Raw genomic sequence first — 13273 nt, 5'->3', positions numbered from 1 at the left:
TAGCAACTGACCGATGGCCTCCAGCAAAAACACCCCCAAAAGCGACGATGATCTCGGTGCGGCCGATGCGACCGACCTTCACCGAACGGTGCGCGAAGAGGGCGAAACCGCGGTCAAACGCCCAGCCGCCGCCTTATTATGGTCGGGCCTTGCGGCGGGAATCGCGATCAACGCCTCGCTTCTGTTCGAAGGTGCGCTTTATGCGCATCTGCCCGATGCACCGTGGCGACCGGCGGTGGTGTCGCTCGGCTATCCGATCGGATTCCTGATTGTCGTGCTGGGGCGGATGCAGTTGTTCACCGAAAGCACGATCACCGCGATGCTGCCGCTCGCCACCAAGCCTTCGCTTGCGGCGCTGGGGCTTACGCTCCGGCTGTGGGGGCTGGTAATCCTCGCCAATCTCACAGGCACTGCACTGGTCGCGTCGGCGATGGCGGGCGGGCTGATCGGCGATGACGCGCTGCGTACCGCGATGATCGCGGTTGCGACCAAGGTAACGATGCTCGGCGCGGGTGCCACCTTCGTCAACGCGGTTCCGGCCGGCTTCTTCATCGCCATCCTCGCCTGGACGCTGCCAAGCGCCCGCGCGCAATCCTTCCTGATCATCAGCGCGATCACCTATCTCGTCGCGCTCGCCGGGTTCAGCCATTCGATCGTTGGCTCGTCCGAGGTTTTCCTGCTGATCTTCAGCGGCAAGGCATCGGCGCTCGCGTTGATATCGTCGTCGTTAATCCCGGCGATCCTCGGCAATCTGCTCGGCGGCGCGGGCATTTTCGCGCTGCTGGCGCACGCGCAGGTGCGGAGCGACGCGGAGGCGAAATGAGCGTGCCATGCGCGCGCTAGGCGCGATCCTGGCCGGGGGGCAGTCGCGCCGCTTCGGCACCGACAAAGCGCTCGCGGAGTGGAACGGTGCCCCGCTGCTCGCGCACTGCGCAGCCGCGCTATCGCCACAGGTCGACCATGTGGTGCTGTGCGGACGCGTCTGGGATGGCCTGGAGAGCGTCGCCGACCGACCGGAACCGGGGCTCGGGCCGCTCGGCGCGCTGAATGCCGCGCTGCATTATGCTGCCGTGCACGGATATGATGCCGTGCTGACCGTGCCCGTCGACGTCCATCCCTTGCCCACCACGCTGCGACGCTTGCTGGAAGGCGCGGGCGCGGCGGTGCTGGACCGGCAGACGGCGATCGGCTGGTGGCCGACATCGCTCGCCATCCGGCTCGACACCCATATCGCCACCGGCGCGCGCTCGCTCGAATCCTGGATCGCGCTCACCGACGCCCGCCGGATCGACGACACCGAGCTGGGCTTGGTCAACATCAACCGCCCCGACGACCTCGCGCATCTGACCGCGGCGGTCCGCGATGTGCCGGTGCTGCGGGTTGCCTATGATGACACGCCCGGTGCGGCGATCGATCGCAGCGTGCCGGTCGAAGCACCGATCGCGATTGAGTATAACGGCATCGGCTATGCCGTGATGATGGGCACGCCGACCGATCTGGCCGATTTCGTCACCGGCTTCACGATCAGCGAAGGGCTGGCGACGCTCGCCGAGCTGACCGAGCCGAGCATCGTGGCGGTCGACGGCGGCTGGATCGTCCGCGCCGAACTCCCGCAACGCTCCACCCCCCGCGTCCTCGCGCGCGCCCGCACGCGTGTTTCGGAAAGCGGCTGCGGCATATGCGGGATCGACAGCATCGCGGCCGCGCTTGCGCCGCTGCCCCCGGTCACCGCCCGGATATCGCTCCCGCGCGCTGCCGTCGCGCGCGCGCTCGGCGAGTTGCGCAATCACCAGCGGCTCGGGCGCGCGACGGGTGCCACGCATGCTGCTGCCTTTTGCAGCCCGGCCGGCGATATCGTGCTCGCGCGCGAAGATGTCGGCCGCCACAACGCGCTCGACAAGTTGATCGGGGCGCTGGCACGCCACGGCATCTCGAGCGCCACCGGCTTCGTGTTGCTATCGGCCCGGTGCAGCCAGGAACTCGTGGAAAAGACGGTCCGGGCGGGATTCCCGATGCTGATCACGATCAGCGCACCCACCAGCCTCGCCATCGACCGCGCGCGCGAAGCGGGGCTGGCGCTCGCCGTTATCGCGCGCGACGATACGATGTTGATCGCGCACGATCCGCATCGGTCGTTCGGGTAAGACGATCGCGCCACCAATCCCGGTCGAATAGCGAACGATCGGGTGGCGCGCACCGCGACCGGGTGGCACAAGGGCGGCCATGCTCCGAGTACCCACGCACCCTGAGAGGATCCGCCATACCGCCCTTGCCGCGCTGGCCCTGCTCGCCGGGTGCAATGCGCGGGGTGACGACGGTCCGGTGACGGTCAGCGCGATCGGAGCGGCTCCCGCATTGGCCGATCCCGCGCGCGGCGCGCTCGACACGCCCGCCCGGCTCATGCTCGACGCGACCGCGCAGGGCCTGGTGCGCTTCGACGCGAGCGGCCAGATCGAACCGGGCGTGGCCGAACGGTGGAGCGTGATCGACCAGGGACGGAGCTATATCTTCCGCTTGCGCGACAGCGAATGGAATGACGGCGAAAAGGTCACCGCCGCCGAGGTGGTCAAGGTGCTGCGCCGTCAAATCGCAGCAGGGTCCCGCAACGCGTTGCACCCCTATCTGACCGCGATCGACGAAATCGTCGAAATGACGCCCGAGGTCATCGAGATCCGCCTGAAGCGGCCACGGCCGGATTTGCTCAAGCTGTTCGCCCAGCCCGAACTGGCGATTTTCCGCACCAAACCACCCGGCGGCAGCGGCCCGTATCGCGCCACCGCACAACGCGGGCGCAGCGTTCTCCTGCGCCCCGCCTTCGACCCGGCCCGCAGCCCCGACGAAGATGCGGTCGAACCGCCTGCGGCTGCCAACATCCGCTTGATTGGCGAGCGCGCGGCGCGCGCGATCGTGCGGTTCGAGCGGCGCGAGGCCCAACTCGTAACCGGCGGCACGTTCGCGGATTGGCCGCTGGTCGGCCTCACCCAGATTGCGCCCATCAACCGACGGCTCGATCCAGCCGCTGGCCTCTTCGGTCTGGCGATCGTCAACCGCGCGGGAGTGCTGGCTGATCCCGCCAATCGCGCGGCGATCGCCCAGGCCTTTGACCGAGCCGCGTTCACCGCCACCATTTCCCCCGATTGGGCACCGGTATCGCAATTGCTGCCCGAGCAACTGGATTCGGCTGCTCCCCCCGCCATCCCGGCATGGGCGCAAACCGAAAACGGCACGGCCGAAAATCCCGCAGCCCGCATCGCGCGTTGGAAGACCACCCATCCGGGCGAGATCACGATCCGTGTCGCGCTTCCCGATGGGCCCGGCGCGAACCTGCTTTACGGCTATGTCGGCGCAGCCTTGGTGTCGCTTGGCATCGTGCCCGAGCGCGTTGCGGCCGAGGCCCCGGCCGATCTCCGCCTGATCGACGCGGTTGCGCCATATGATAGCGGGCGTTGGTACGTGGCAACCGCCTGCCAGCTTTGCAGCGAGGCAACGCAAACCGCGATCGACGCCGCCCGCGACGCGGATTCGCCGCGGATGCGCGCGCAGCAAATCGCCATTGCCGATGCTGCCCTTGCCAGCGAAGTCGCCTTCATCCCGATTGCGCGTCCGCTGCGCTGGTCGCTGGTCAGTATCCGATTGAAAGCGTGGACCGGGAACTCGCGGGCGTGGCACCCGTTGAATCATCTCCGCAGCGACACCAATTGAGGTGACATGGCCGACACCACCACTCGCATGAGCCCCCCGCCCCTCGGCGCGTTTGCCTCCAGCTATGCGGGGCGCGATCCGGCCGCGGTGCGCAAGCGAATTGAGGCGATGGAGCATTTGCTCGAAGGGCTGTTCACGGTGCCGGTGCTCAACCGCAAGATCGGGCTCGACGTCATCTTGGACCTGATCCCGATCGGTGGCGATGCGATCGGTGCCGCAATGGGCGCGTGGATGGTGTGGGAGGCGCGCAATCTCGGCATGTCCAAGCTCCAGATGGCCCGGATGTTCGGTAATGTCGGCATCGACTTTCTGCTGGGTATCATTCCGGTGGTGGGTGCCGTTCCCGATTTCCTGTTCCGCTCAAACACGCGCAACCTGAAAATCATCAAGCGCCATCTCGACAAGCATCACCCGTCGACCGCCACCATTAACGGATGATCTCTCGGCGCGGAGACGCGCTCAGCGCTTGCCGCGCCAGATTTTGACGGTGGCATTGCCGGCAATGCCGCCAGAGCCAGTTTCGCAGCGCGTATAGGCAAAGCGCTTGTCGAGACACAGCCACAGCTCATCCAGCCAGCCCATCGCGTTGACGGTAACGCGCACAGCATTGGCGGGGATACCGGGATTGGCGGCGGCAATCGCCTCGGCCAATTGCCCGGCATTGAGCGGCTTGCGCGACAGGGCATCCATGTCCGGGTAGCGCAACTTGGCGTAAAGCCCGGTCGATTTGCTGAAATAGGCATCGGGCGTTGTGCCCATGCAGGTGCCGTGCTTGGCCCATTCGTGCTGGAGCAATTGCGGCGAGGGCGTCGAGCAAACGTGCTCCTTGATCAGCGCCGCAGGCAGCAACGCGGTCGAGGTGCAATATTGCGGCCATTCCTTGCCCACCCCGTCGGGCCACAGGCCGTGGAGCGTGAAGCCGAAGCGATTGCCGCTCTGGCACTGGAATTTGGCAGACGGATCCCGGAAATTCTTGTGGCAATATTCGGGTGCCCAGGTCAGCGCCAGGGTATAGCCGGTGATCGGGCGCACACGCTGCGGTTGGCTGGCCGAGGCGACATCGGGGTGCGGGCGCGGCAGCGTCGCCGGGACAGTGCATTGATAGCTTTGCGCCTGCGCTGCCACCGGCAGCATCGCCAGCACCCCGCATCCGATCGCCAGAGACATCCGCATCGCCCGCCCCTTATACTGTCGTGAAATCGAGCCCGATATCGGCCGCCGGAGCCGACTGCGTCAAGCGCCCGACGCTGATATAGGTCACGCCGGTTTCGGCAATCGCGCGGATCGTGTCGAGCCGCACGCCGCCCGACGCCTCGGTCGGCACGCGCCCGGCAACTTGCGCCACCGCCGCGCGCAGCGTCGGCACGTCCATATTGTCGAGCAGCAAATGCGTCGCGCCCGCCGCCAGCGCGGGTTCGATCTGGTCGATCGCATCGACCTCAACGATGATCCGCGCGATCCCGGCGGCTTTCGCGCGCGCGGTTGCCGGGCCGACACCCCCCGCCACCGCGACGTGATTGTCCTTGATCATCGCGGCGTCCCACAGGCCCATGCGATAGTTGGTCGCACCGCCCATGCGCGTCGCATATTTTCCCAGCACGCGCAGACCGGGAATGGTCTTGCGCGTGTCGAGCAGCGTCGCGCCGGTGCCTGCAATCGCGTCAACGTAAGCGCGGGTCATCGTCGCGATGCCCGACAGATGCTGCACCGTGTTGAGCGCCGACCGCTCTGCCGTCAGCATCGCCCGCGCCAGACCGTGGAGCCGCAGCAGATCGGTGCCCGCCGCAACGGCTTGCCCATCCTCGACAAGCCGCTCGATTTCGACATCCGAGTCCAGCGCGCGGAAAAACGCCTCGGCGATCGGCAGCCCAGCGACGACGATCGCATCGCGGCTGTCCATCACCCCGGTAAAGCGCGCCTCCGCCGGAATGACGGCGGCAGAGGTAATGTCGCCGCCCGGCCCCAAATCTTCGGCCAGCGTCGCCTGCACGAAGGTAGCGAGGTCGAAACGATCGAGCTGGAAGGTCATGCTCTTACAGGTCCCAGATCGCCCTGCCCCACCGTGCCGCTGGCCATAGCGAGCATCGCGTCGAGGCTCTTCTTGGCTTGCAGCCGCAGCCCTTCCTCGATTTCCACGCGCGGGGTCAGGTCACGCAAGGCCAGGTAGAGTTTTTCCAGCGTGTTCAGCGCCATGTACGGGCAGACATTGCAGTTGCAATTGCCGTCTGCGCCGGGTGCACCGATGAAGTTCTTGAGCGGTGCGGCCTTTTCCATCTGGTGGATGATGTGCGGCTCGGTCGCGACGATCAGCGTGTCGCCCGCCATCGCATCGGCATAGGCCAGGATACCGCTGGTCGACCCGACATAATCGGCATGATCGAGAATGTAGGGCGGGCATTCGGGGTGTGCCGCGACCGGCGCGCCCGGGTGTTGCAATTGCAGCTTGAGCAATTCGGTTTCGCTGAACGCCTCGTGCACGATGCACACGCCCGGCCACAACAGCATCTCGCGCCCGGTCTTGCGTGCGAGATAGCCGCCCAGATTCTTGTCGGGCCCGAAGATGATCTTCTGGTCGAGCGGGATCTGGTTGAGGATCTTCTCGGCCGACGACGACGTCACGATCACGTCGGAGAGCGCCTTCACCTCGGTCGAGCAGTTGATATAGGTCAGCGCGATATGATCAGGGTGCGCGGCGCGGAACGCGGCGAACTGGTCGGGCGGACAGCTATCTTCCAGGCTGCACCCGGCGTCCATGTCGGGCAGCACCACGATCTTGTCGGGGCTCAATATCTTGGCGGTCTCGGCCATGAAGCGCACGCCGCAGAAGGCGATGACGTCGGCGTCCGTGGCCGCAGCCTTTTTCGACAGATCAAGGCTGTCGCCAACGAAATCCGCCAGATCCTGAATTTCGGGCTTCTGGTAATAATGCGCCAGGATCACGGCGTTGCGCTCCTTGCGCAGCCGATTGATCTCAGCCCTCAAATCGAGCCCGGTCAGGCTTCCGCCGATACCACCACGTGCGTCCATCACCATGCTCCCGCGTTTGCGCGCTGCACATGGACGCGTGCGGCCGCGCGATCAAGAGAGCGGGAATGGCGGATAGGCAAGCGGTGCAATCGACGCGCCCGCCGATCCTTCCGTTGCCACGCGGTACAGGGCCGTACCCAGCGGACTGTAGGTGATTGCTTCGGAGAGCAACGTCGATCCGATGATCGCCGCGAGACCCCACCACCAGGCCGGATGAATGGTGCCATTACGGCGCAGATCAAAGACGATGCCGATGACGGGAAGGATCAGCACGGCCAGAGTATCGACCTCATAAGCATAAGGGATCAGAAACGGCATCGGCAGCAACCGCCCATATGCCGGCCCCAGCAGCAATGCCATTCCCGAGAAATTCAGCCGCCGATGCCACTCCGTCTGCCGCCGCCGCACGATCGCAGCGCCGATCAAACCCGCGAAGGTCAGAATCATCACCGGATTGAGCACCAGGAACAAGGCCGGTGGAAAGAAGAACGGCGTATGACCGAGCCGTATCACGCGCACCGTGACGACCGTGCCGAGCACGATCATCGCCACGACCCAGCCCGCAGCAATCCACCCAAGCCGCCGATGCAGCGCGATCGAGCCCCGCGCGACCAGCGCATTCTGCGTCACATACAACACCACCCAGCCCATGAAGACCACGGCATGGGCATGAACAATGGGCGGGGAGCCAAAGCTCGACCGGCCCGTGACGATCATTAACGAGAAGCCCGCGACGACAATTGCCGCCATGATAAGCGACGTGATGAAAAAGAAACGATCGTCTTTCACAACGATCCGATGAGATTCCGCTAAAGATGCCATGCCCGCCCCCCGACGAAATCGAATCGATAGGGGTCTATACCATTGAATCGGCGATGAAGGAACCGCGCCGTCCGTTATTTGCGATTGGCCAGGACTTCGGCGATGGACTTGGTGGTGTCCCACACTTCGCTATTGTCGTGTCCCTCATCGGCGAAGCGCACCTTGACGGTCGCATCCAGGCCTGCCGCCTTGAGCGGCAGCGCAAAGCTCCGCTCCACCGCACGGCGCGTAGCGTCGCGGGCAAGGCGGAGGGGCACCGCTTCATGCGCCTGGCGCACAAGTTCCTTTTGACCGGCGGCGCGGTTTGCCGCCTCGAGTTTCGCATCGGCATCGGTGATTTTGGACAGGATTCCGCCTTCGCCATATTCGCGGATCTGCGTCATGTCGATTTGCGGTGCCGATGCCTCGACCGGCGGCAGCACGACGCCGAGCGTGCGGCTTTTGGCGTCCCACGTCACGTCGCGCGCGTTCAGCTTCGCCATATCGACGTGATATTCAACCGTTCCCGGCATGATCAGCGTCTTCTTGGCTTGCAAACCGAATTGCGTCTGGGTCGAGGTTGAGACCGCAACGAACCGCGCGGCGAAGGCCGACAGCCGGTTCTGTTCGCGCAACCCTTGAAGCGACCCGCTGGCGATCGTCACGGGGTCCGGGCCGGCAAGCTTGTGCTCGACCATAGCGCCGATGCCCCATACCAGCCCCAGGATGAACACGGCGATCAGCGCCAGCGCCGCTGCGAATTTGCCGACGAACGTCATGCTTTCGCGCTCCAAAGCTCACCTTCAACAAAAACCTCGCCGCGCTGTGCGAGGTCGATCAAATGCGCCAGCACAGATCGTTCAGCGGCGGGAAACAGGCGCGGATCGATCCCGACATACATGCGCTCGACCATCGTGGCGATCGTCGCCGGTTGGGCGCGGAGCAGCCGCAGGATCTGCCCCTCGCGTTGTTTGCGATGGCCGAGCATCCCGCGCACAAGCCGCTGCGGATTGGTCACCGGATCGCCATGCGAGGGATAATAGATACGGTCGTCGCGCGGCAGCAGCTTTTCCAGGCTTGCCATATACGCCGCCATGTCTCCGTCGGGCGGCGAGACGATGCTGGTCGACCAGCCCATCACATGGTCCCCGCTGAACAGCGCCCGGCTCTCGGGCAAGGCAAAGGCGAGATGGTTGGAGGTGTGGCCGGGGGTCGCCAGCGCGGTCAGCGTCCACCCGTCCCCCGTCACGGCGTCCCCATCCGCGAGAATGCGGTCGGCGGCGTAGTCGCGATCGAAGGAGGCGTCGCTGCGGATGCCATCGTCATCCAGCGCGAGCGGCGCACAACCGACGATCGGCGCACCCGTCGCCGCCGCCAGCGGACGCGAGCCTGGGCTGTGGTCGCGATGGGTATGGGTGATCATGATGGCGCGCACCGGACGCCCGGCGATGGCGCGGAGGATCGCCGCGATATGGTCGGGTGTGTCGGGGCCGGGATCGATCACCGCGACATCGCTGGTGCCGACCAAATGCACCTGCGTCCCGGTCGAGGTGAAAGGCGACGGATTGGGGGCAAGCAAGCGCGCGACAAGGGGCTCGAGTTGCTCGGGCACGCCGGAGATTTGGTCGCTCATACCCATCGAGATGGCGGGTCGTGCGGGCAGACGCAAGCCCGCACGACCCGGCAGGGTCAGTCGACAGTGGCAAGCTTGCTCTCGATTTCGGCGATCGCGGTATCGATCGCATGCAGCGCCTGTGCTCGCGCTTCCACGCCTTGGTCGGTGTCCATGCGCATCTTTTCCTGCGCCTTGCGCAGCCCGCTCAGCGCGCTGGTATAGGCGGTGCGCTGAATGACCTTGCTGTTCGCGGCCATCGCAATCCCCTTGGCGGCCGCAGCGGCGATGCGATCGCTGCAGATGATGATACGCCGTCCCGCCGCATCCTGATTGTGGATCACCATCGTCTCGCCCGGACCACCCGTCCCGCAGGAGCGCGATACCACCTGTGGCATCTTCGGCATTGGCGGCATGGCAGGCATTGGCGGCATCGCCGCCAGCCCGTGCACCGGATCAATTTCGCCGACCAAGGTCGAACTGCCGTCTCGGTTGAGCTTCACATAGCGGCCATAGCGAACGATGCGCTTGCCATCCTTGGTCACCGTTATCACCGTCGTGCTGCCCGTGCCGATTGCATCTGCGGCGGTAGCGGGCGGCGTGGGCGGCGCGGGCGGCGCGGGCGGAACCGCCGCGACCTCCTCGGGCGCGATGGACTGTGCCGGAGCGGCTGGTTCGGGCGTGGCCGGCGCAGCGGGTGCGGCGGGTGCGGCGGGTGCCGCAACCTGGTCGAGGCTGGCCAGCTTGACCCCGGTCGCCGTTTCCACCGAACTGCGCACCTTCGCCGCCGCCGCCGTGCCCGACGCCGTCAAACCGAGCCCCGCCAGCGCGAAGATCGATACCGCCGCACCACCGCCGATCAGGCGCAGGCGCGAGGTTTTGGTCGTGGTCAACATCCTCAGTCTCCCTTTCAGATCGTCGATGGTGTGGAGGTGGCAGGTCGCCGAAACCGTCCCGCCCAAAAAGCTTGGATGCGCCGCCTTCAGGATCGCGCAGGCATAAGTGTGCCGCCGCATCGGGTTCATGCCCGCCAGCACGCGCGCATCGTTGGCGATTTCCTGGTCGGCGCGGAAAGCGCGGAAGGCGCGCCAGGCGATCGGGTTGAACCAGTGCAGCGCCAGCACCGCGAGCGCCACCCAATTGGCGATCAAATCCCCGCGCGCATGGTGGCCGAGCTCGTGCGCCAGCGCGAGATCGCGCTCTTCGGGCTCATAGCGTTCGGCAAAGTCGCGCGGGAAGGCGACGTAGCGATGCAGCACGCCAAAGGCGAGCGGACCCGTGGCCGCATCGGTTTCGATGACACGGACGCCGTCCAGGTCGTCGCTCGCCGCCGCCTGCTCCACCATCCGGCGACAAAACCGCACATGGTGGTGCCAGTGCCAGCCAAAGAACGCGATCGCACCGACAACCCATAGTATCGCCAAGAGCACGGCAAGGATCGCCCAGAGCGGCTGCGCCGCCGGGCCGACCGCACTTTCGCCGACCGGATCGACGAAGAGAACGGTCACCTCCTGGCTTGCGCGCAACACCGGCGCGACCGCCGCTGCATGCCAGATGCCGGGTAAAGGCGGCAGCACCAGCCGCACCGCCGGCAGAAGCCACAGAGCATAAGCGATATCGGGCCCGAATGCTTTGCGCACCGGCACGCGCAGCGCCAGCACCGCCACCATCAGCAGCGTGGACGCGATCAAACTCTCGATAAGCCAGCTGATCATGCCTTGAGCTCCTTCAGCAATGCCTCGATCTCGGCAATGTCCTGCGCGGTCAGCGCATCGCGCTCGGCCAGGTGCGCGACCAGCGGGCTCAGCTTCCCGCCGAACAGGCGATCCATCAGCTTGCGCGATTCCCCCGCGACATACTCTTCGCGCTGCACCAGCGGACGATAAAGATAGCGCCGCCCATCTTCCTCATGGGCGATCACATTCTTGGCGAGCAGTCGCCCGAGCAAGGTCTTGACGGTATTGGCGCTCCACTCGCGCTCGGCCGGAATACGCTCGGCCACATCCTGCGCGGTCAGCGGGCTTTCATCCCACAGCACCTCCATCACGGTATGTTCGGCATCGCTAATCCGTTCGGCCATTCGACTCGCCTCCGTACTGACTACGCCCGTAATCATACCGATTACGCCTGTAGTCAATATGGCAAAAGACGGCTGTGCGAAATTGGCGGATTGCAACTGGCATGTTGCGCGCGCGGCAGCTACGCCACCCGCATGATCAGACACGGCGAAAGACATGTGGTTCAGCGCATCGGCTGGCTGCGCGCGGCGGTTCTCGGCGCGAATGACGGCTTGCTGTCGACCGCCAGCTTGATCGTCGGGGTCGCCGCCGCCGCGCAGAGCCAGAGCGCGATCCTCACCACCGGCATTGCCGGGTTGGTCGCGGGCGCGATGTCGATGGCGGCGGGCGAATATGTCTCGGTCAGCTCGCAGGCCGATACCGAAACCGCCGAACGCACGCGCGAGGCGGCGGAACTGGAGGAAGACCCCAAGGCCGAAACCAAGGAACTCGCCGCCATTTACCGTCAGCGCGGGCTCGATACCGCGCTCGCCAACCAGGTGGCCGAGCAATTGATGGCGCATGATGCGCTGGGCGCGCATATGCGCGACGAACTCGGCATCCATGAAACCATGGAGGCCAAGCCAGTCCAGGCCGCGCTCGCCTCGGCGGCGAGCTTTGCCATTGGCGCGATCTTCCCGGTACTGATGGCGTTCCTGTTCCGCGGCACGGTATTGGTCGAGGCCGTCGTCGCCGCGACGCTGGTCCTGCTCGCCGTGCTGGGCGCGGCCGGGGCCTATGTCGGCGGCGCCAATCTGTGGAAGGGCGCGGTCCGCGTGCTGTTCTGGGGCGCGCTCGCCATGGCCGTCACCGCGGGGATCGGCCACGTCTTCGGCACCCGCGTTTAAACGGTTGTTGTTCGCGCGGCGGCGCGGAGATGGTCCTCCTCCGATCAACCGACGTCGCGTGAATTTTTGATCACGCGAAGACGCGAAGACGCGAAGCAATCCCACCACACCGCCCTCATCAACCCCGGTGACACGCCTTAATTTCCCTCCCCTCTGCGTCCTCCGCGCCTCTGCGCGAAAAGATCTTCTTTTTTGCGCGCAGAGGCGCAGAGGACGCAGAGGACGCAGAGAAACTCGTCTTCGCGCCTTCGCGCCTTCGCGTGAAAATCTGCTCGCGCGGAGGCGCGGAGGCGCGGAGAAGAGCCGCTCACCGCCTGTGTTGCCCTGCGCGCCCCCGGCTTGAGTATGAAGGGCGCTGCGCGCGGCCAACACGCCCTCTCCGCGCCTCCGCGAGAACCATCTCTTCCGGAGCCACCACGGCTTGACCCACCGCCCTTCCCCGCCCTAATCGGCGCGAAAATCGAAAGGCCATGCCCATGCGCAAGATCTACGCCGATGCCGCTGCCGCCCTGGACGGTGTGCTCCACGACGGGATGACGATTTGCGCGGGCGGCTTTGGCCTGTGCGGTATCCCTGAGCGCCTGATCGACGCGATTCGCGACGCCGGCACCAAGGATCTGACGATCGCCAGCAACAATGCCGGTATCGATGGCGAGGGCTTGGGCAAGCTGCTGCGCACGCGCCAGGTCAAGAAGATGATCTCGTCTTATGTCGGCGAGAATAAGGAATTCGAGCGGCAATATCTGGCGGGCGAACTCGAGGTCGAATTCTGCCCGCAAGGCACGCTCGCCGAGCGTTGCCGCGCAGGCGGCGCGGGAATCCCCGGTTTCTACACCAAGACCGGCGTCGGCACGCTCGTCGCCGAGGGCAAGGAAGTGAAGAATTTCGACGGAGATGACTATATCCTCGAACGCGGCATCCGCGCCGATCTGTCGATCATCAAGGGCTGGAAGGCCGATGAAAGCGGCAACCTCATCTTCCGCAAGACCGCGCGCAACTTCAACCAGCCGATGGCGACCGCGGGCAAGATCTGCATCGCCGAGGTGGAAGAGATCGTCCCCGTCGGTTCGCTCGATCCCGATTGCATCCATTTGCCCGGCATCTACGTCCAGCGCCTGATCCTCGGCGCGCCCTACGACAAGAAGATCGAATTCCGCACCGTCCGCGAGGCGGCGTGATGCGGGTGCTCACCCGTTCTTCTGCCCCCCTCCCGCTGGCGGGAGGGG

Annotated in this window: 14 protein-coding genes; 6 read left to right on the top strand and 8 right to left on the bottom strand. The window is 65.6% G+C overall.

The features are described from left to right. Positions 1-13 precede the first annotated feature (13 nt). The 4 genes from H4W01_RS08435 to H4W01_RS08415 all read left to right on the top strand — a co-directional run bounded on the left by H4W01_RS08435 (position 14) and on the right by H4W01_RS08415 (position 4140). Complete coding sequence (locus H4W01_RS08435) at positions 14-823, top strand: formate/nitrite transporter family protein (protein ID WP_209610666.1); 810 nt, start codon at positions 14-16, stop codon at positions 821-823. 7 nt (positions 824-830) lie between these two features. After that, positions 831-2144 (top strand): formate dehydrogenase accessory sulfurtransferase FdhD, encoded by a 1314-nt coding sequence (fdhD, locus tag H4W01_RS22820; RefSeq protein ID WP_334685206.1) that lies wholly within the window; start codon positions 831-833, stop codon positions 2142-2144. A 79-nt stretch (positions 2145-2223) separates the two neighbouring features. After that, entirely contained in the window at positions 2224-3702 is a 1479-nt protein-coding gene (locus H4W01_RS08420; protein ID WP_334685205.1) for an ABC transporter substrate-binding protein, read from the top strand. A gap of 27 nt (positions 3703-3729) precedes the next feature. Further along, complete coding sequence (locus H4W01_RS08415; RefSeq protein ID WP_029622326.1) at positions 3730-4140, top strand: DUF4112 domain-containing protein; 411 nt, start codon at positions 3730-3732, stop codon at positions 4138-4140. 21 nt (positions 4141-4161) lie between these two features. Here the strand turns inward: H4W01_RS08415 and H4W01_RS08410 are convergent, their stop codons facing one another. From H4W01_RS08410 to H4W01_RS08375, 8 genes are all read right to left on the bottom strand, one after another. Further along, positions 4162-4875, bottom strand: a complete 714-nt coding sequence (locus H4W01_RS08410; protein ID WP_209610665.1) for a ribonuclease T2 family protein — start codon at positions 4873-4875, stop codon at positions 4162-4164. 10 nt (positions 4876-4885) lie between these two features. Continuing rightward, positions 4886-5731, bottom strand: a complete 846-nt coding sequence (gene nadC / locus H4W01_RS08405; protein WP_209610664.1) for a carboxylating nicotinate-nucleotide diphosphorylase — start codon at positions 5729-5731, stop codon at positions 4886-4888. Beyond that, a complete protein-coding gene (gene nadA, locus H4W01_RS08400; RefSeq protein WP_209610663.1) occupies positions 5728-6729 on the bottom strand; it encodes a quinolinate synthase NadA in 1002 nt (333 codons plus the stop codon). The genes nadC and nadA overlap by 4 nt, the downstream gene beginning before the upstream one ends. Before the next feature lie 51 nt (positions 6730-6780). Continuing rightward, the gene (locus tag H4W01_RS08395) at positions 6781-7518 is read right to left on the bottom strand and encodes a hypothetical protein (protein ID WP_209610662.1); all 738 of its coding nucleotides are present in this window, start codon (positions 7516-7518) and stop codon (positions 6781-6783) included. 107 nt (positions 7519-7625) lie between these two features. Further along, positions 7626-8309 carry a DUF4230 domain-containing protein gene (locus H4W01_RS08390; protein ID WP_209610661.1) on the bottom strand — a complete coding sequence of 228 codons (684 nt, stop codon included), beginning with the start codon at positions 8307-8309 and terminating at the stop codon, positions 7626-7628. Then, positions 8306-9163: an MBL fold metallo-hydrolase gene (locus H4W01_RS08385; RefSeq protein WP_209610660.1), complete on the bottom strand. Its 858-nt coding sequence runs from the start codon at positions 9161-9163 to the stop codon at positions 8306-8308. The genes H4W01_RS08390 and H4W01_RS08385 overlap by 4 nt, the downstream gene beginning before the upstream one ends. A gap of 56 nt (positions 9164-9219) precedes the next feature. Then, a complete protein-coding gene (locus H4W01_RS08380) occupies positions 9220-10857 on the bottom strand; it encodes a M56 family metallopeptidase (protein ID WP_209610659.1) in 1638 nt (545 codons plus the stop codon). Further along, the gene (locus H4W01_RS08375) at positions 10854-11222 is read right to left on the bottom strand and encodes a BlaI/MecI/CopY family transcriptional regulator (RefSeq protein WP_209610658.1); all 369 of its coding nucleotides are present in this window, start codon (positions 11220-11222) and stop codon (positions 10854-10856) included. The genes H4W01_RS08380 and H4W01_RS08375 overlap by 4 nt, the downstream gene beginning before the upstream one ends. Before the next feature lie 132 nt (positions 11223-11354). On the opposite strand from H4W01_RS08375, the gene H4W01_RS08370 reads away from it, so the two are divergent. Together H4W01_RS08370 and H4W01_RS08365 are read left to right on the top strand one after the other, a co-directional pair. Further along, complete coding sequence (locus tag H4W01_RS08370; RefSeq protein ID WP_209610657.1) at positions 11355-12047, top strand: VIT1/CCC1 transporter family protein; 693 nt, start codon at positions 11355-11357, stop codon at positions 12045-12047. A gap of 476 nt (positions 12048-12523) precedes the next feature. Then, positions 12524-13225, top strand: coding sequence for a CoA transferase subunit A (locus H4W01_RS08365; protein WP_209610656.1), 702 nt, complete (start codon positions 12524-12526; stop codon positions 13223-13225). Positions 13226-13273: the final 48 nt, after the last annotated feature.

The sequence above is a fragment of the Sphingomonas sp. PL20 genome (assembly GCF_017875905.1).
Classification (GTDB): Bacteria; Pseudomonadota; Alphaproteobacteria; order Sphingomonadales; family Sphingomonadaceae; genus Sphingomonas; species Sphingomonas echinoides.
Note: the sequence above shows the minus strand (reverse complement) of the source record. Positions and strands in the feature narration are given on the sequence as shown.

Coding starts and splice junctions, on each gene's coding strand:
- H4W01_RS08435 (WP_209610666.1), top strand. CDS start 14: ATGGCCTCCAGCAAAAACACCCCCAAAAGCGACGATGATCTCGGTGCG.
- fdhD (WP_334685206.1), top strand. CDS start 831: ATGCGCGCGCTAGGCGCGATCCTGGCCGGGGGGCAGTCGCGCCGCTTC.
- H4W01_RS08420 (WP_334685205.1), top strand. CDS start 2,224: ATGCTCCGAGTACCCACGCACCCTGAGAGGATCCGCCATACCGCCCTT.
- H4W01_RS08415 (WP_029622326.1), top strand. CDS start 3,730: ATGAGCCCCCCGCCCCTCGGCGCGTTTGCCTCCAGCTATGCGGGGCGC.
- H4W01_RS08410 (WP_209610665.1), bottom strand. CDS start 4,875: ATGCGGATGTCTCTGGCGATCGGATGCGGGGTGCTGGCGATGCTGCCG.
- nadC (WP_209610664.1), bottom strand. CDS start 5,731: ATGACCTTCCAGCTCGATCGTTTCGACCTCGCTACCTTCGTGCAGGCG.
- nadA (WP_209610663.1), bottom strand. CDS start 6,729: ATGGACGCACGTGGTGGTATCGGCGGAAGCCTGACCGGGCTCGATTTG.
- H4W01_RS08390 (WP_209610661.1), bottom strand. CDS start 8,309: ATGACGTTCGTCGGCAAATTCGCAGCGGCGCTGGCGCTGATCGCCGTG.
- H4W01_RS08385 (WP_209610660.1), bottom strand. CDS start 9,163: ATGAGCGACCAAATCTCCGGCGTGCCCGAGCAACTCGAGCCCCTTGTC.
- H4W01_RS08380 (WP_209610659.1), bottom strand. CDS start 10,857: ATGATCAGCTGGCTTATCGAGAGTTTGATCGCGTCCACGCTGCTGATG.
- H4W01_RS08375 (WP_209610658.1), bottom strand. CDS start 11,222: ATGGCCGAACGGATTAGCGATGCCGAACATACCGTGATGGAGGTGCTG.
- H4W01_RS08370 (WP_209610657.1), top strand. CDS start 11,355: ATGATCAGACACGGCGAAAGACATGTGGTTCAGCGCATCGGCTGGCTG.
- H4W01_RS08365 (WP_209610656.1), top strand. CDS start 12,524: ATGCGCAAGATCTACGCCGATGCCGCTGCCGCCCTGGACGGTGTGCTC.